General features: G+C 71.9%; 15 protein-coding genes. 11 read left to right on the forward strand and 4 right to left on the reverse strand.

Going from position 1 to position 16,005, the window contains the following annotated elements:
• Positions 1–120: 120 nt before the first annotated feature.
• Both I3F54_RS08130 and I3F54_RS08135 read right to left on the reverse strand, forming a co-directional pair.
• Positions 121–1,677 carry an ABC transporter substrate-binding protein gene (locus I3F54_RS08130; protein ID WP_240117960.1) on the reverse strand — a complete coding sequence of 519 codons (1,557 nt, stop codon included), beginning with the start codon at positions 1,675–1,677 and terminating at the stop codon, positions 121–123.
• Entirely contained in the window at positions 1,677–3,827 is a 2,151-nt protein-coding gene (locus I3F54_RS08135; protein ID WP_240117961.1) for a hypothetical protein, read from the reverse strand. The genes I3F54_RS08130 and I3F54_RS08135 overlap by 1 nt, the downstream gene beginning before the upstream one ends.
• 480 nt (positions 3,828–4,307) lie before the next feature.
• Between I3F54_RS08135 and I3F54_RS08140 the strand changes: the two genes are divergently transcribed.
• A complete protein-coding gene (locus I3F54_RS08140; RefSeq protein WP_240117962.1) occupies positions 4,308–4,787 on the forward strand; it encodes a hypothetical protein in 480 nt (159 codons plus the stop codon).
• A gap of 108 nt (positions 4,788–4,895) precedes the next feature.
• Here the strand turns inward: I3F54_RS08140 and I3F54_RS08145 are convergent, their stop codons facing one another.
• Positions 4,896–5,354 (reverse strand): PLD nuclease N-terminal domain-containing protein, encoded by a 459-nt coding sequence (locus I3F54_RS08145; protein WP_240117963.1) that lies wholly within the window; start codon positions 5,352–5,354, stop codon positions 4,896–4,898.
• Between the two features lie 87 nt (positions 5,355–5,441).
• On the opposite strand from I3F54_RS08145, the gene I3F54_RS08150 reads away from it, so the two are divergent.
• The 9 genes from I3F54_RS08150 (at position 5,442) to I3F54_RS08190 (ending at position 14,435) form a co-directional block, all read left to right on the forward strand.
• Entirely contained in the window at positions 5,442–6,899 is a 1,458-nt protein-coding gene (locus tag I3F54_RS08150; protein WP_240117964.1) for a menaquinone biosynthesis decarboxylase, read from the forward strand.
• Positions 6,896–7,798 (forward strand): menaquinone biosynthesis prenyltransferase MqnP, encoded by a 903-nt coding sequence (mqnP, locus tag I3F54_RS08155; RefSeq protein WP_240117965.1) that lies wholly within the window; start codon positions 6,896–6,898, stop codon positions 7,796–7,798. The genes I3F54_RS08150 and mqnP overlap by 4 nt, the downstream gene beginning before the upstream one ends.
• A gap of 31 nt (positions 7,799–7,829) precedes the next feature.
• Positions 7,830–8,504, forward strand: coding sequence for a UbiX family flavin prenyltransferase (locus tag I3F54_RS08160; RefSeq protein ID WP_240117966.1), 675 nt, complete (start codon positions 7,830–7,832; stop codon positions 8,502–8,504).
• An 86-nt stretch (positions 8,505–8,590) separates the two neighbouring features.
• Positions 8,591–9,046, forward strand: a complete 456-nt coding sequence (locus I3F54_RS08165) for an Lrp/AsnC family transcriptional regulator (protein ID WP_205384767.1) — start codon at positions 8,591–8,593, stop codon at positions 9,044–9,046.
• Between the two features lie 80 nt (positions 9,047–9,126).
• Positions 9,127–10,290 (forward strand): aminofutalosine synthase MqnE, encoded by a 1,164-nt coding sequence (gene mqnE / locus I3F54_RS08170; RefSeq protein WP_240117967.1) that lies wholly within the window; start codon positions 9,127–9,129, stop codon positions 10,288–10,290.
• Between the two features lie 50 nt (positions 10,291–10,340).
• Positions 10,341–10,865, forward strand: coding sequence for a GNAT family N-acetyltransferase (locus tag I3F54_RS08175; RefSeq protein WP_240117968.1), 525 nt, complete (start codon positions 10,341–10,343; stop codon positions 10,863–10,865).
• Positions 10,866–10,941: 76 nt separating this feature from the next.
• Positions 10,942–11,238: a DUF4229 domain-containing protein gene (locus I3F54_RS08180; protein ID WP_240117969.1), complete on the forward strand. Its 297-nt coding sequence runs from the start codon at positions 10,942–10,944 to the stop codon at positions 11,236–11,238.
• A 13-nt stretch (positions 11,239–11,251) separates the two neighbouring features.
• Positions 11,252–11,932, forward strand: a complete 681-nt coding sequence (locus I3F54_RS08185) for a TetR/AcrR family transcriptional regulator (RefSeq protein WP_240117970.1) — start codon at positions 11,252–11,254, stop codon at positions 11,930–11,932.
• A 571-nt stretch (positions 11,933–12,503) separates the two neighbouring features.
• Positions 12,504–14,435 carry a long-chain fatty acid--CoA ligase gene (locus tag I3F54_RS08190; RefSeq protein WP_240117971.1) on the forward strand — a complete coding sequence of 644 codons (1,932 nt, stop codon included), beginning with the start codon at positions 12,504–12,506 and terminating at the stop codon, positions 14,433–14,435.
• Positions 14,436–14,584: 149 nt separating this feature from the next.
• On the opposite strand, the gene I3F54_RS08195 is transcribed toward I3F54_RS08190, so the two are convergent.
• Positions 14,585–14,788, reverse strand: coding sequence for a cold-shock protein (locus tag I3F54_RS08195; RefSeq protein ID WP_004984723.1), 204 nt, complete (start codon positions 14,786–14,788; stop codon positions 14,585–14,587).
• A gap of 288 nt (positions 14,789–15,076) precedes the next feature.
• Between I3F54_RS08195 and I3F54_RS08200 the strand changes: the two genes are divergently transcribed.
• Positions 15,077–15,925: a menaquinone biosynthetic enzyme MqnA/MqnD family protein gene (locus I3F54_RS08200; protein ID WP_240117972.1), complete on the forward strand. Its 849-nt coding sequence runs from the start codon at positions 15,077–15,079 to the stop codon at positions 15,923–15,925.
• Positions 15,926–16,005: the final 80 nt, after the last annotated feature.

Below are 16,005 nucleotides of genomic sequence, written 5' to 3' on the forward strand. Positions count from 1 at the left end.
ACGGCCGGTGGGATCCGGCCCGGCGTTCCCGCGCCGGATCAACGGCGGCGATCACCGCCGCACACACGCCGGGGATGCGCGCCTTCGCGGGGGCGCCCCCGGCGCGGCGCTCCGCCCCGCTCACGGAGGCGTCAGGCACTCCTCACTCGGAGGCTTCCCCTCCGGCCAGGCGATCCTCACGAAGCGGGAACCGCCGTCCGGGGAGAGTTCGACGATGGGTACGGCTTTGTCGTACGGGTTGCCGTGCGCGTTGAGGCAGATCCAGCCGCTCGCCCCGTTCACTCGCAGTTGCCGCCCCTTGACCTGGGGCCACTGGAGGCCGACGTCCGCGAGGCGCGGGTCCGTCTTCCCCCCGGGGGTGGCCTCGCGGATGCCGTGGACGGCGAGCCGCATCGCGTCGTAGCCGATGATCAGCTGGCCGTCGTCCAGGACGACGTCCCCGACGGGCCCGACCGGGGCGCGCCGGGCCTTCGCCAGCAGGTCGGTGAGCTCCTTGGCGTCCCGTGCCGAGCCGCCCGTCGCCGGCGGGGTGCGGGTCCAGGCGTCGGGGTGGGCGAGGGCGGTGTAGCGCACGGACAGGTTGTGCCGCAGGGCCCCCGCGTCCAGTTGCCGGTCGCCGCTGAGATAGGAGCCCTCGTCCCCGGTCAGCACGGTGAACCTCCGCCCCTGGCAGCCCCGTGCGGCCAGCGCGTTGACGAACTGCCGCAGCTGGGTGTGGCGTCCGGCGAACAGGATGGTGTCGGTCTGCGGCGCGGTGTTGCACACCAGGTAGGTGATCTGCCGGAAGGTGCCGGCCGTCGTCCCCTCCTGGGAGCGGTCGGCGGGCGGCGTGAACGGCTGCGGCTCGTACGGTGAGCCCTTGATCAGCGCGGCGAACGAGTGCTGGAGCGTGCGCGTGTAGGGGTCGCCCGGCTTGTCGTACACCAGCAGCGTCCTGCCCGCGCTCACCTTCGCGAAGGAGGCCAGTGCCCGGGCCTCGTCGGTGTTGGTGGGGGAGACGCGGGCGAGGCCGGGGAAGGGGTCCTTGCCGTTCTGGCCGTTGGCCAGGTTGTCCGCGGTGATCGAGGAGCCGACGACCGGGATGCCGCGCCGGGTCAGCTCGGCCACCGCCAGCCGGTTGTTCTCGGTGCTCATACCGATCCCGGACACCGCCCGCAGCCGGTCGTCCCCGTTCGTCATCCGCTCCAGCCGGTCGACCACCTGCTCCCAGTGGTCGCCGGTCGCGCCCGGGTTGGCGAGCACCAGCCGGATGAGCGGCTTCTGACCGTTGGAGTCGTGGTTGGCCCGCCACTGCGCCAGGTAGGCGCCCTGGAGCTCGTGCTGGACGTCGTGCAACGTCGACGGCGTGGTGGCGGTGTACGGCAGCATCAGCGCGACCGTGACGTAACTGTCCTTCTCCAGGGAGCGGTTCTCCCGGTCGATGGCCCGCGCCGTGTCCCGCAGTTCCCTGCGGCCGAAGTCGTAGGCGGTGCTCGTCACCCCGACGCAGTCCTCGCTGCCCTCGGGTCGCACGACGCCGGGCGCGCACGCGCGGTCGTCGTGCCGGAGGGTGCGCACGGCGAAGTACAGGCCCACCGCCAGCGCCCCCGCCGTCAGCAGGGCGACGTAGCGGTACAGGCGTATCGCCCAGACCTCCCGCAGCCAGGCCGCCGAGCGGATCCTTCCCCTGGGCGCCATCACGCCTCCCCGTCCGAGTCGTCCGTCTCGTCCTCCGGTGTCCGCAGCGGTCGTCCGGCCCGTGCGTCCTCCGGCCAGTCCTGGGCTGCCTGCCACAGCAGCGCGCCACCCTCCTTGTGCAGCTCGCACAGTTGCAGCAGCTCGAACCGCATCCGTTCGCACACCCGCTCGTCCGGCAGCACCAGCGGGTCCGACAGCTGCCACACGGCGTGCAGCAGGCGCCGCACCCGCTGGTGCAGGACGGGGTCGGTGCCCTCGGGCGCGGGCTGCCGGGTGCCGACGCGGTCCAGCGCGGTCGCCGCGCGCCGGTCGTCCTGCCCGTCGAGGTCCCGGCCCTCCTCGTCGTGCGCGTGGAAGTACGGGGCGGTGGCCAGGAAGCACAGCGTGTCCAGCCAGGTCCGCACGTCCAGCGTGGAGAAGGTGTCCCGCAGATGCGCGACCGCCCCCGAGGTGTCGCTGAGGCTCAGCTCGTGGTGGAGCCGGTGGCGGGCCTGGCCGGGGTCGTCGGGGCTGTCGGTGTCGCCGTCGGGCGAGTAGTGCTCGATCAGCGTCTCGTGCACCTCCCGCCACTTGCCGTGCCCGTCCTGCCCGTGGTGCAGGCGGAGCAGGAGCAGGGTGCGCACGAACGGGTCGCCCGCGAAGTGCCCGGGCACCGACGGCAGCCCCTCGGCCGCCAGCCGTGCCTGGAGGGTGCGGACGCCCGCGGAGCCGAAGTCGGCCGGCAGCTGGGCGTCGGCCAGCGCGACGGCCGACTCCAGGTCGTGCGCCGCGGCCAGCACGGTCAGCTCCTCCAGACGGTCGCCGGGCACCAGCTTCTCCAGCAGCGCGCCGTAGACGGGCCGTGCCTCGCCGGGGCCCCGCTCACCGGCGAGTGGGGCGACGAGCAGCAGGCCCAGCGAGCCCGCTCGCCGAGGGTGCTGCCGGGCCGCCTCGGCGAGCAGGTCGATGCCGAGCGGGTTGCCGCCCGTCAGCCGGTGCGTGGCGCGGGGGAGTCCGGCCGGTGTCCCGGCGGTCTCGCACACCGCTCCGACGATGTGCAGGGTGTCGTCGGCGGACAGCGGTGGCAGCGGGACGACCAGTGCGCGCGAGGCGGGCGAGGTGTCCGGGCGCCAGTCGGTGCGCCGGGCCACCTCCGTCAGCTCCAGCCGGGGCGCGCCGTGCAGCACCGGGTGATCGGGACCGCGGATGGCGGCGACGAACGCCACCTCGTCGGCGAAACCTTCCGCCCGGTCCCGCAGTACGGCCTCCATCAGCCCCGGCCCGGGGCCGGTGTGTGCGTTGTCGAGCAGGATCAGCGGCCGGCCCAGCCGCCGCAGCCGCGACCCGATCCCCGCGTACGCCTCGGTGAGGTCGGCGAGCAGGGCCCGCACCAGCCGTCGTTCGGCGTGCTCCCGGGACGGCGAGCCGGCCCGGAAGTGCTGCGACAGCAGGATCAGTCCCCGCTGGGCGTTGCCGCCCGCGTTCGGATAGGTCCGGTACCAGGTCGAGGACTTCTGCTGGCGGCGCCCGGCGAACCCCTCGGTCACCGACTCCAGGGTCGCCTCGATCGCCGCCGCGACGAACGGAGCCTGCCCGCTGGTCGCCGCGATCACCTTGGACACGACACGTCCCGCCCACCGGCCGGCCAGCCCGGTGATGCCCGTCCCGCCCTCGTTCAGCAGCAGGATCCGGCTCAGTTCCCGCCGGATGCGTTCGGCGTCCGCGTCCCGCCAGCCCGAGGCGGCCACCGCCACGAGCCCCGTCATCAGCCTCGGGAAGACGACCTCCCCGGCGTGCTTGACCCGCTCCCCGAGCTGCTCGGCCAGCACCAGCAGCGCCTGCGACACCGGCGACCACGCCTCGGGGGTCTGCTCCGGGCGGGACCGGGTGAACGCCTCCTGCTCGCAGTCGATCAGGGCCAGCGGGGTGTGCCGCAGTTGCCTGCCCGGGCGGGTGACCTCCTGGTAGGCGCTCAGCACCTCCCGCAGGACCGCGCTCTTGCCCAGCCCGCGCCCGCCGGAGAGCACCAGGAGCGGCAACTCCTCACGGCTCGCGTACTCCTTGGGGTCCACGGCACGCAGTTCGTGCGGTCGCACCCCGACCAGCCGTGGCACGAGCCCTGCCGGCTCGGCGTCGAACAGCGCCCCGCGTCCATGCAAACGACTGCTCACCGCGTCTCCCCCCTGAAGCGGTCATCCTGCCCAACCTCAGCGTAAAGAGGGGGAGTTGATTCGGACTAGGTCGCGTGATGCCCGTCGTCTTACGAAAGTGACCGGGATCGGGGCGACCCTTGGCCGACCTCGGGACGGCAGGGGCGGACGGGGTAGCCGGTCCTCCGGTGAGGCCGGGGCGGACGGGGCTGCCGTGCCGGTGGAGGGGCCTGGGGCACGGGACGGCGGCCCATGAGCCGGGTCACGCGGGCGACCGCCCGGTGCCCGGGTTCGGCCCGGTCGGCAGGGGGCAGGACTCCGGCGGTCTGGTACGCGCGGATCCGCCGGGTGGAGAGCCCGGGCGCGGGCCGACGGACCGTAGGCGGGGCGGGTCGTTCGCCAACGGTGCGAAGGTTGCGGATGGTTCGTGTGGAGAGACGTGATGCGGGTGTTGATCGCGTACGGTCCCCAGGGCGCCGCTGTGCCCGGAGCGAGGAGCTGATGGAGCTGATGGAGCCGATGGAGCAGAGGGATCCCGTCGACACGGACGAGGACGAGCGACTCGCGGCCATCGCCCCGGAGATCATCCGCATCACGGTGAGCCTCCTCCGCCGCGTCGCAGGCCTCTACCCCGAGGAACGCGTCCCCCAGGAGGCCCTCCTCGTCGCCGACGGCATCCTGGACCGGTACGGCGTCGACGGCCTCCGCCTCCTCACCATGACGCTCACCGGCTGGGCCGCGGTCGAGATAGAGCGCGAGGCCCAGGCCTCCGGACGCACCCTGCAGTCGGTCCTGGACGAGATGGAACTGACCCGGCTGGAGGTCGAGGTGGGGGAGTGGGGCGCCGAGGGGCAGGACGGGGACCGGGAGGCCGCACGGGACAGCGGCGAGGGCGGGAAAGGAGCCGCGGACAGGGGCAGAGGCGAGGACAGGGACAGACGCGGGGACATGGACGGGGACGGGGGCGGCCGGGGAGCGTGACCTCCACCGGCGCCGGGCCGGCGCGGAACTCTTCGGGGAACTGCTGCGGCTCCCGCGAGGCGGCGTCCCCACGCGCCCGTGGACGTCCTCGGCCGGTCCCCGGTGTCCTCAGCTGCCGTGAGGATCCTCGCCGCGCTCCTTGCGGCGCAGTTCCTCCTCGCGGCGGCGCAGGTCGGCCTCCCACCGCTTCAGCAGTTCGTCGTCCTTCTCGTTCCCCTCCCCCTTGTCCCCCTTGTCCCCCTTGGCGTCCTTGGCGTCCTTGTCCTTCTTGTTCCCCTCCTTGAGGGAGTTCAGGAACGCGGGGTTGTCGTCGGGGGCGACCCAGGCCGTGCGGTGGTTGCGGTGCCCCTCGGTGGGCGTGGAGCCGTTCGCCGGGCGCGGGCCGCGGTTCCGGCCGGCCACCAGCCAGGCGATCGGGCCGACCAGCACCTCGCCGAAGAGCAGGATGATGATCACCCACACGACCTTGGGCAGTCCGCGCACCTCCTCCTCGGGCGTGTTCAGGCAGTCGACGAACGCGTAGATCCACAGCGCCAGCACCAGCAGGAACGGCAGATACCTGAGCATGGACGGGTGATCCCCCAGCAGACGGCGTGGGGCGTGCGACGGCCCCGGTGACGGGGCCAGAGTAGTCCGTGCCGGATACTGGGACGCATGGCTTACGACGATCTTCGTTCCCTTCTGCGGGCACTGGAACGCGAAGGCGACCTCAAGCGCGTCAGGACCGAGGTCGATCCGTACCTGGAGGTCGGGGAGATCGTCGACCGCGTGCAGAAGTCCGGCGGTCCGGCGCTGCTCTTCGAGAACGTCCGCGGCTCCGCCATGCCCCTGGCGATGAACGTCTTCGGCACCGACCGCCGCCTGCTCAAGGCACTGGGCCTGAAGTCGTACGGCGAGATCTCCGACCGGATCGGCGGGTTGCTGAAGCCCGAGCTGCCGCACGGGTTCGTCGGTGTCCGCGAGGCCTTCGGCAAACTCGGCGCGATGGCGCACGTCCCACCGAAGAAGGTCAAGCCCGACAACGCCCCCGTGCAGGAGGTCGTCCTCCACGGCGACGAGGTCGACCTGGAGGCCCTGCCCGCCCTGTTCACCTGGCCCAAGGACGGCGGTTCCTTCTTCAACCTGGGACTCACCCACACCAAGGACCCGGAGACCGGGGTCCGCAACCTGGGCCTCTACCGGCTCCAGCGCCACGACAAGCGCACCATCGGCATGCACTGGCAGATCCACAAGGACAGCCGCAACCACTACCAGGTGGCCGCCCGCAGGGGCGAGCGGCTGCCGGTCGCGATCGCCTTCGGCTGCCCGCCCGCCGTCACCTACGCCTCCACCGCCCCGCTGCCCGGTGACATCGACGAGTACCTGTTCGCCGGGTTCGTCGCGGGCAAGCGGATCGAGATGGTCGACTGCAAGACCGTGCCTCTGCAGGTGCCGGCACAGGCCGAGGTCGTCCTGGAGGGCTGGCTGGAGCCCGGAGAGATGCTGCCGGAGGGGCCTTTCGGCGACCACACCGGCTTCTACACGCCGCAGGAGCCGTTCCCCGCCCTGCGCATCGACTGCGTGACCATGCGGCGCCGTCCGCTGCTCCAGTCGATCGTCGTGGGCAGGCCCCCCACGGAGGACGGGCCCCTCGGCCGCGCCACGGAACGCTTCTTCCTCCCCCTGCTGAAGATCATCGTCCCGGACATCGTGGACTACCACCTGCCCGAGGCCGGCGGCTTCCACAACTGCGCGATCGTCTCGATCGACAAGAAGTACCCCAAGCACGCCCAGAAGACGATGCACGCCGTCTGGGGGGCACACATGATGTCCCTGACCAAGCTCGTCGTCGTGGTCGACGCCGACTGCGACGTGCACGATCTGCACGAGGTGGCGTGGCGGGCCCTCGGCAACACCGACTACGCCCGCGACCTCACCGTCGTCGAAGGTCCCGTCGACCACCTCGACCACGCCTCCTACCAGCAGTTCTGGGGAGGCAAGGCGGGTATCGACGCCACCCGGAAGTGGCCCGAGGAGGGCTACACGCGCGACGGGGGCTGGCCCGACATGGTGGAGTCCGACCCGGCGACGGCGGCCCTGGTGGACCGCCGGTGGAAGGAGTACGGCCTGTGAGCTCGGCGTCCGCTGCCATCCCCCAGCCGGGTCGCACCAAGGCGTTCCTGCGGCTGGTGATGATCGAACACTCGGTGTTCGCGCTCCCCTTCGCCTACATCGCCGCGCTCACCGCGATGTTCCAGCTGGACCGCAACATCCACTGGGGCCGGCTGCTGCTGGTCACCGTCTGCATGGTGGGCCTGCGGACCTTCGCCATGGCGGTCAACCGGATCATCGACCGGGAGATCGACGCGCGGAACCCGCGCACCGCGCAGCGCGAGCTGGTCACCGGCGCGATGTCGGTGCGGCACGCCTGGACCGGCGCGCTGATCGCCCTCGTGGTCTTCCTCGTCTCCGCGGCCCTGCTCAACCCGCTCTGCCTCGCCCTGGCCCCCGTCGCGGTGATCCCGATGGTGGTCTACCCCTACGGGAAACGCTTCACGAACTACCCCCAGGCCATCCTCGGCCTGGCCCAGGCCATGGGCCCGATCGGCGGCTGGCTGGCCGTCACCGGCACCTGGTCCTGGGACGCGGTGATCCTCGGGCTCGCGGTCGGCGTCTGGATCGGCGGCTTCGACCTGATCTACGCGTGCCAGGACGTCGAGACCGACCGCGAGACCGGCGTCCTGTCGGTCCCGGCCCGGTTCGGCGTGCCGGCGGCGATCCGGGGCGCGCGCGTCTGCCACGCCGTGACCACGATCCTGCTCGCCTGGTACGGGCTGGCCACCGGCGCCGGCGCCTTCTACTGGCTCGGCCTGCTGGTCGTCGCCGGCGCGTTCCTCTACGAGCACACCATCGTCCGCCCGCACGACCTGTCGAGGCTGAACCGGGCGTTCTTCTCCGTCAACGGCTTCATCGGCATTGCCCTGTTCGTGTGCGCGCTGCTGGACCTGCTGGTGCGCGGACTCACGGTCTGAACCATCAGAGCTGACAGATAGGCTCGACACCATGAAACCAGGACAGACGCAGCGCGCGCCTTGGATCGTGGGGGTGTCCGGAGCGTCCGGTACGCCGTACGCGGCGGCGGTGCTGCGGGCCCTGCTCGCCGCAGGCGAGAGCGTCGACCTGGTGGTCAGCCGGGCCTCACGGCTCACCCTGCTGGACGAGACCGGCATCCCCTTCCGGGACGCGCACTGGGAGGACGACCTGCGGGCATGGCTGGCCCGCGGGGCGGACGGCAAACCGGACACCTTCGACACGGACCTGAGCGGCGTGCGGTACTGGAACGCCGGGGATCTCGCCGCGGGGCCCTCGTCCGGCTCGTACGCCACCCGGGGGATGATCGTCGTCCCCGCCTCCACCGCCTGCGTCGCCGGTGTCGCCCTCGGACTGTCCAAGGACCTCCTCCAGCGGGCCGCCTCCGTCACCCTCAAGGAGCGGCGCCGGCTGGTCGTGGCCGTGCGGGAGACCCCTCTCGACGGGCGGACACTGCGCCATCTGGTGACACTGGACGACGCGGGCGCGAGTGTCGTGCCCGCCTCGCCGGCCTTCTACGCGGGCGCGACCCACATCCAGGACCTGGTGGACTTCGTCGCCGGGCGCGTCCTGGACGCGGCGGGCGTCCCGCACGGCCTGTACCGCCGGTGGGAGGGCGAGCTGGGCGGCGGAACCCGCAGCTCATGAGCCCCGTCAGGACAGCGCGCCGCACAGCGGCCCGCAGGAACCCCTCAGACCCCTTCACCCCTTTTCAGCGGAAGGCTTCGAATCGCATGGACGCGGTGGACAGGCAGCTCATCCAGGCCCTGAGAGAGAACGGCCGGGCCTCCTACGCGGAGCTGGGACGCCTCGTCGGCCTGTCGGGGCCCAGCGTCACCGACCGCATCAACCGACTGGAGGCGGCGGGCGTCATCACCGGCTACCGCGCCACCGTCGACGCCGCCTCGCTCGGCCTCGGCGTCATCGCCCTCATCGGCATCTCCCTGTCCGACGCCGCCGACCACGAGGACGTGGCCGGCCGGATGAAGGACTTCACCGAGATCGAGGACTGCTGGTTCATCGCCGGCGACGACTCGTACATGCTCAAGGTGCGCGCCCCGGACGTGGACGGCCTGGAGCGGATCATCCGCCGGCTGTCCGGGACCAAGGGCATCTCGCGCACACGCACCACGATCGTGCTCTCCACGAAGTGGGAGAACCGCGTGGGTGAGCTGCCGGAAGAGGTCTAGGACGCGGGCCGTACGGCGGTGCCGGGCCCCGCAAGGCGGGGGAGTACGGTGGGCGGAGCTGTCGGAGAAAGGTTGTGGGCATGGACGTCGGGCTCAAGCGCGAGCTGGAGGAGAAGGTCCGTTCCGGTGAGCGGCTGACCCGCGAGGACGGCATCGCGCTGTACGAGTCCGACGACCTGGCCTGGCTGGGCGGGCTGGCGCACGAGGTGCGGACGCGGCTCAACGGCGACGTCGTGCACTTCAACGTCAACCGGCACCTGAACATGACCAACGTGTGCACGGCCTCCTGCGCGTACTGCTCCTTCCAGCGCAAGCCCGGTGAGAAGGACGCGTACACGATGCGCATCGAGGAGGCCGTGAAGCTGGCCCGGTCGATGGAGTCGGAGCACCTCACCGAACTCCACATCGTCAACGGCCTGCACCCGAACCTGCCGTGGCGCTACTACCCCCGCTCGCTGCGGGAGCTGAAGGCCGCGCTGCCGAACGTGTCGCTGAAGGCGTTCACGGCGACGGAGATCCACCACTTCGAGACGATCAGCGGCCTGTCCGCCTCCGAGATCCTCGACGAGCTGATCGACGCGGGCCTGGAGTCCCTCACCGGCGGCGGCGCGGAGATCTTCGACTGGGAGGTCCGTGAGCACATCGTGGACCACCGCACCCACTGGGAGGACTGGTCGCGGATCCACCGCCTGGCGCACGAGAAGGGTCTGAAGACCCCGTGCACCATGCTGTACGGCCACATCGAGGAGCCGCGGCACCGCGTCGACCACGTGCTGCGCCTGCGGGAGCTCCAGGACGAGACCGGCGGCTTCCAGGTCTTCATCCCGCTGCGCTACCAGCACGACTTCGTCGACATGCAGGACGGCAAGGTCCGCAACCGCCTCCAGGCGCGCACCCGGATGGCGACCGGTGCGGAGGCGCTGAAGACGTTCGCGGTCTCGCGTCTGCTCTTCGACAACGTCCCGCACGTCAAGGTCTTCTGGGTGATGCACGGCGTCCAGACCGCCCAGCTGGCCCTCCAGCACGGTGCCGACGACATGGACGGCTCGGTCGTCGAATACAAGATCACTCACGATGCCGACAACTTCGGCACGCCGAACAAGCTGACCCGCGAGGACCTGCTGGAGCTGATCCGGGACGCCGGCTTCCGTCCCGTGGAGCGCAACACGCGGTACGAGGTCATCCGTGCGTACGAGGGTGCCGACCCGCAGCGCAGGGAGTCGCCGCAGCCGATGCGGGTGTGACTCCTCCCGGCCCGCGGTCCGCGTCCTCGCGTAATGACTACGATGGCCACATGCCCCTTACTTTCGCGCTCGATCCGGCCGTCACCCCCGATCTGCGCGACGGGATCCTCGACCTGTGGGTCGATGTCACCCGCGCGGGCGGCGCCGTCGGGTTCGTGCCCCCGGTGACCCGCGAGGAGATCCGGCCCGAGCTGGTGCGGCACCTCGTGGCGATGGCCCAGGGCCGCAACCGGCTCCTCGTCGGGTTCGACGAGGAGGGCGCGGTGGCGGCGAGCGCCTTCCTCGGCCTCAACACCCACCGGCTCATGACGCACTGGGTGTGGCTGTACACCGTCATGGTGCACCCCCGGCTCCAGGGCAGGGGGCACGGCCGTGCCCTGCTGGCCGCAGCCGAGGGCGCGGCCCGTGGCTTCGGCGGCGTCGAGGCGATCCGGCTGACCTGCCGCGGCGGGGTCGGCCTGGAGCGGTTCTACGGGGCCTGCGGTTACAAGGAGGTCGGCCGGATCCCCGGCGCGATCCGCGTGGCGCCCGGCGACGACCGCGACGACGTGGTCATGCTCCTGCCGCTGGGCTGACACCCGCCGCCGTGATCCACCGGACGGCGTGCTTCACTGGACGTTGCCCCGTTTGGAATCGGAAGAGTGGATTGAGATGCTCCGCTACACACTGATGCGACTCGGAGTCTTCGCGGGCTGCCTCGTGGTCGTCTGGGGCCTCGTCTACTCGGGCGTCGTCCCGCGTGGCCTCGGCTCCTCCAACGGCATGTGGATGGTCCTGCTGTCGATGGTGATCTCCGCACCGATCAGCTTCGTCGTGCTGCGCAAGGAGCGCGACCGGGCTTCGGAGCGGATCGTGCAGAGGGTGGACCGGGCCAAGGCCAACCTGGACGCCAACCGCAACCAGGAGGACCTGGCCGACGACACGGCCCGCGCCCAGGGGGCTTCGTAACTACCCTTGCCCCATGGGTGCCGTGAAGACCAAGCGGATGCCGCGTGCCGTCCGTGAGCAGCAGATGCTGGACGCCGCCGTACGGATCTTCGCTCAGCGCGGGTACACGGCCGCCTCGATGGACGACATCGCGGAACTGGCCGGTGTCTCCAAGCCGCTGGTCTACCTGTACCTGAACTCCAAGGAAGACCTCTTCTCGGCCGTCATCCGCCGCGAGGCCGGCGCCCTCACCGCGGCCGTGCGCGCGGCCGTCCACCCGGAGCGGACCGCCGACCGGCGCCTGTGGGACGGATTGCTGGCGTTCTTCACGCACACCGCCCGGCACCCCGACGCCTGGACCGTGCTGCATCTCCACGCCCGCACGCACGGCGAGCCCTTCGCCGCCGAGGTCGCGGCGATGCGGGCGGAGACCGTGGCCTTCGTGACGCAGCTCGTCGCGGCCGCCGCCCGTGACGAGGGCGCCCCCTGCTCGGGCGGGACCGGAAGCGGGGACACCCGGCGTGTCCGCCTGGCCGAGCAGGAGGTGGCCGGGATCGCCGAGGCGCTCGTCGGGGCCGCCGAGTCGCTGGCCGCCTGGGCCAACAGCGCCGGCCGGGTCACCGCCCGGCAGACGGCGGCCACGCTGATGAACGTCGCCTGGACGGGCCTCGGCGGCCTCGTGGCCGGCCGGAGCTGGTCGCCCCCGGCCGAGTGAGGTCACTCCCCCGGCCGGGTGGACGCGGCCGTGCCGGTCCCGCAGCTCGAACCGCCCGCCCCGCGTACGCCACTGTCGCCGGCCGCGGCACCGGGGTCCTGAACCGTGCCCGCACCGCTCCCGTTCGGGCGTGCCGTGCGCGGCGAGGCCGTGGGCCACACGGTCCACCGGGCGGGAGCGGGCAACGGCCGCGGGCGCGGTGGCGGGGTGGTGCGCGCCGCGGTGCCGGCGGGGGCCGGATGGCGGTCGGTCATGCCGGACGCCCCGTCCCCGCTGCGCGGGACTGCTGACCAAAGTCCTTACTCTGAAGTAAGGTTACCGGAGGTAGGTCCATGGTGCCGCAGCGGAACCACGCCCTGCGCGCACGTGCCCCGCATCAGCACGGAGGTTGCACGACCGCGGCTACCGGAACCCTCCCGGAACCCGCACAACGTCCCCACAGGGGCGCCATACGGTCCCCTTCCCGGCCGACGGCACCCCCGTCCGGCCGCCACAGGTGAACACCCTGCCGCGCCGGAGACGTACGTCAGGCAACAAGCAGGTCCCGCGCTGCACGCCCCAGGAGCCGCCCGTGTCCACCCCTCACCCGACCGACGCCGCCTTCGCCGACCTCGACGGCGCCCGGGGCCCCGTCCTCGTGACGCCCGAGACCAGGCGGCTGGACGGGGCCGTCCGAGAGGCCTTCGTGCCGCCGCTCGCCCGGCCGGTGCGCCACGGCTCGCTCGCCGACCTGCCCTTCGACAACGCGGCCACGGCCCCCGACGCCGTGGTCCTCAGTCGCAAGGAGCACGACGGCCGGTGGACCGAGGTGACCGCGGCGCGGTTCGCCGCGCAGGTGCTGGCGGTGGCGAAGGGACTCATCGCGGAGGGGCTCGCACCCGGCGACCGCATCGCCGTCATGGCGCGCACGACGTACGAGTGGACCCTGCTCGACTTCGCGGCCTGGGCCGCGGGCCTGGTGACCGTCCCGGTCTACCCCACCTCCTCCGTCTTCCAGACCCGCTGGATCCTCCAGGACTCGGGCGCGGTGGCCCTGATCACCGAGACGGCCGAGCAGGCCGCCGCCCTCGGCCCCGAGTGCGAGCGACTGCCCGACCTGCGCCACCTGTGGATCGTCGAGAAGGGGCACGTGGACCGCCTGGCGGAGCCGGTCGCGGCGACCGGCGCGGACCAAGAGGTCGCCGTACGGCGCGGGGTGCTCGGCCCGGACACGCTGGCGACGCTGATCTACACCTCCGGCACGACCGGCCGCCCCAAGGGCTGCGCGCTCTCCCACGGCAACTTCTTCGCCGAGGTCGACAACGCCATCGAGCTGCTCCACCCGGTCTTCAAGGCCCGCACCGGCGAGGAGGCGTCGGTCCTGCTGTTCCTGCCCATGTCCCACGTCTTCGGCCGCATGGTCGCCGTGGCCTGCGTCCGGGCCCGCGTCCGCCTCGGCCACGCGCCGAGCCTGAGGACCGAGGACCTGCTGCCGGACCTGGCGGCCTTCCGGCCGACCTGCCTGCTGACCATCCCGTACATGCTGGAGAAGGTCTTCAACTCCGCCCGCGCGAAGGCCGAGACGGGCGGCCGGGGCGGCTCCTTCGACCGCGCCGCGGCGGTGGCCCGCCGCTACGGCGAGGCCGTCGAGGCGCGGCAGACCGGCACCGGCGGTGGCCCCTCGCGCTCACTGCGCACGGCCCGCACCTTCTACGACCCCCTCGTCTACCGCCGCATCCGCAACGCCATGGGCGGCCGGGTGAAGTACGTGATCTGCGGCGGTTCCCCCCTGGGCCGCCGGCTGGCGGCCTTCTACGCGGGCGCCGGCATCGAGATCTACGAGGGCTACGGCCTGACCGAGACCACGGGCGCGACGACGGTGACGCCTCCGCTCAAGCCCCGCCTGGGCACGGTGGGCTGGCCACTGCCCGGCACCCGCCTGCGCATCGCGGCCGACGGCGAGATCCTCGTCGCCGGCGAGCACGTGCTGCGCGGCTACTGGGACCCCGCGGCGGGCGGAGTCGTCCCCGCGACCAGGGACGGCTGGCTGGCCACCGGCGACCTCGGCGCAATGGACGACGACGGCTACCTCACCATCACCGGCCGCAAGAAGGAGATGCTGATCACCTCGGGCGGCAAGAGCGTCGCCCCGGCCCCGCTGGAGAACTGGCTGCGCCAGCACCCCCTGATCTCCCACGTCATCCTGCTGGGCGACGGCCGCCCCTACGTCTCCGCGCTGATCACCCTGGATCTGGACGGCGTCGGCCACTGGCGCCGCATGGACGGCCGGCACCCGCTCCCGGCGGACCAGCTCGTCGGCGACCCCGACCTCGCGGCGGTGCTCCAGCGCGTGATCGACGAGGCCAACCGGCTGGTCTCGCGACCGGAGTCCATCCGCCGCTTCGCCGTCCTGCCGACGGACTTCACCGAGACGGCCGGCCATCTGACCCCGTCCATGAAACTGCGGCGGGCGGCGATCCTGCGGGACTTCGCTCCGCAGGTGGAGGCGCTGTACGACCGCTGAGACCGCCGCGGGCTCAGCCCGTCCGCCGGTGCTCCGGCGGGTCCCGGGCCGCACCGGCCGCGGAAAGGGCAGGAGCCCCGTCGCCGAACGGCGCGGGGCTCCTTGGGTACTGCTCTCAGGCTGCGATCATGGAGCGATCGAGGCCGGGGTCAGACGGGGGTGACGTTCTCCGCCTGCGGGCCCTTCGGGCCCTGGGTCACGTCGAAGGAAACCTGCTGGTTCTCTTCGAGGGAGCGGAAACCCGTGGCGTTGATCGCGGAGTAGTGAACGAAGACGTCCGGGCCGCCGCCTTCCTGGGCGATGAAACCAAAGCCCTTTTCGGCGTTGAACCACTTAACGGTTCCGGTAGCCATAAGCCCTCCTTGGGCTCAAAGGGTTGCCCTGCTCCAGAACCTGCAAGTGTGAAAACACGTCATGCTGCACAACTGCATTCTTCTGAAAACGACTAGAGCCCGCGGTCACATGCTCCGCAGGCTCTGTACTGCAAGGGAAACCAAACTGCAACTTGTGGCGAGCCTAGCACGCGGGGCGCCGGACGCAATAGAGGCCAAGATCACTTCACCCGGATGTTTGAGTGTGATGCACCCGTCTGGCGGTGGGGTGCCGGGGGCGGCCCGGCCGGGGAGGTCTAGTCTCGCGATGTGGACAATTCTCGCACCCGGCCGCGTGTCGGCCACATCCAGTTCCTGAACTGCCTGCCCCTGTACTGGGGGCTCGCGAGAACCGGCACGCTCCTCGACTTCGAGCTCACCAAGGACACCCCGGAGAAGCTCAGCGAGCAGCTCGTGCGGGGCGACCTCGACATCGGTCCCATCACCCTGGTCGAGTTCCTGCGGAACGCCGACGAACTGGTCGCCTTCCCGGACATCGCCGTCGGCTGCGACGGCCCGGTGATGTCCTGCGTGATCGTCTCGCAGGTCCCGCTGGAGGACCTCGACGGCGCCCGGGTCGCCCTCGGCTCGACATCGCGCACCTCCGTCCGCCTCGCCCAGCTGCTGCTGGCGGAACGCTTCGGCGTGCGGCCCGACTACTACGCCTGCCCGCCCGACCTCAGCCTGATGATGCGGGAGGCGGACGCCGCGGTGCTCATCGGGGACGCCGCCCTGCGGGCCAACCTGCTCGACGGGCCCCGCTACGGCCTCGACGTGCACGACCTCGGCCAGCTGTGGAAGGAGTGGACCGGGCTGCCGTTCGTGTTCGCGGTCTGGGCCGTGCGGCGGGACTACCTGGAGCGCGAACCGGTCATCACCCGCAGGGTCCACGAGGCCTTCCTCGCCTCCCGCAACCTCTCGCTGGAAGAGGTCGCCAAGGTCGCCGAGCAGGCCGCCCGCTGGGAGGGCTTCGACGAGGAGACCCTGGCCCAGTACTTCACCACCCTCGACTTCAGCTTCGGCCCGTCCCAGCTGGCCGCCGTCGCCGAGTTCGCGCGTCGGGTCGGACCGACGACCGGGTTCCCGGCCGACGTGCGGGTGGACCTGCTCCGCCCCTGAGGAGCCGCCGCCGCACGTGTGCGGGCCCTCCGCTCCGCCCGCGGGCCCTGCCGCCCGCGCCACTACCCTGTGCAGGCAGT

The organism is Streptomyces sp. MUM 2J (assembly GCF_022414535.1).
Classification (GTDB): domain Bacteria; phylum Actinomycetota; class Actinomycetes; order Streptomycetales; family Streptomycetaceae; genus Streptomyces.

Bases quoted from the DNA above. Each gene is read 5' to 3' on its own strand.
- I3F54_RS08130 (WP_240117960.1), bottom strand. From the start codon at position 1,677: ATGGCGCCCAGGGGAAGGATCCGCTCGGCGGCCTGGCTGCGGGAGGTC.
- I3F54_RS08185 (WP_240117970.1), top strand. From the start codon at position 11,252: ATGGGTGCCGTGAAGACCAAGCGGATGCCGCGTGCCGTCCGTGAGCAG.
- I3F54_RS08140 (WP_240117962.1), top strand. From the start codon at position 4,308: ATGGAGCTGATGGAGCCGATGGAGCAGAGGGATCCCGTCGACACGGAC.
- I3F54_RS08175 (WP_240117968.1), top strand. From the start codon at position 10,341: ATGCCCCTTACTTTCGCGCTCGATCCGGCCGTCACCCCCGATCTGCGC.
- I3F54_RS08180 (WP_240117969.1), top strand. From the start codon at position 10,942: ATGCTCCGCTACACACTGATGCGACTCGGAGTCTTCGCGGGCTGCCTC.
- I3F54_RS08195 (WP_004984723.1), bottom strand. From the start codon at position 14,788: ATGGCTACCGGAACCGTTAAGTGGTTCAACGCCGAAAAGGGCTTTGGT.
- mqnE (WP_240117967.1), top strand. From the start codon at position 9,127: ATGGACGTCGGGCTCAAGCGCGAGCTGGAGGAGAAGGTCCGTTCCGGT.
- I3F54_RS08160 (WP_240117966.1), top strand. From the start codon at position 7,830: ATGAAACCAGGACAGACGCAGCGCGCGCCTTGGATCGTGGGGGTGTCC.
- I3F54_RS08165 (WP_205384767.1), top strand. From the start codon at position 8,591: ATGGACGCGGTGGACAGGCAGCTCATCCAGGCCCTGAGAGAGAACGGC.
- I3F54_RS08145 (WP_240117963.1), bottom strand. From the start codon at position 5,354: ATGCTCAGGTATCTGCCGTTCCTGCTGGTGCTGGCGCTGTGGATCTAC.
- I3F54_RS08150 (WP_240117964.1), top strand. From the start codon at position 5,442: ATGGCTTACGACGATCTTCGTTCCCTTCTGCGGGCACTGGAACGCGAA.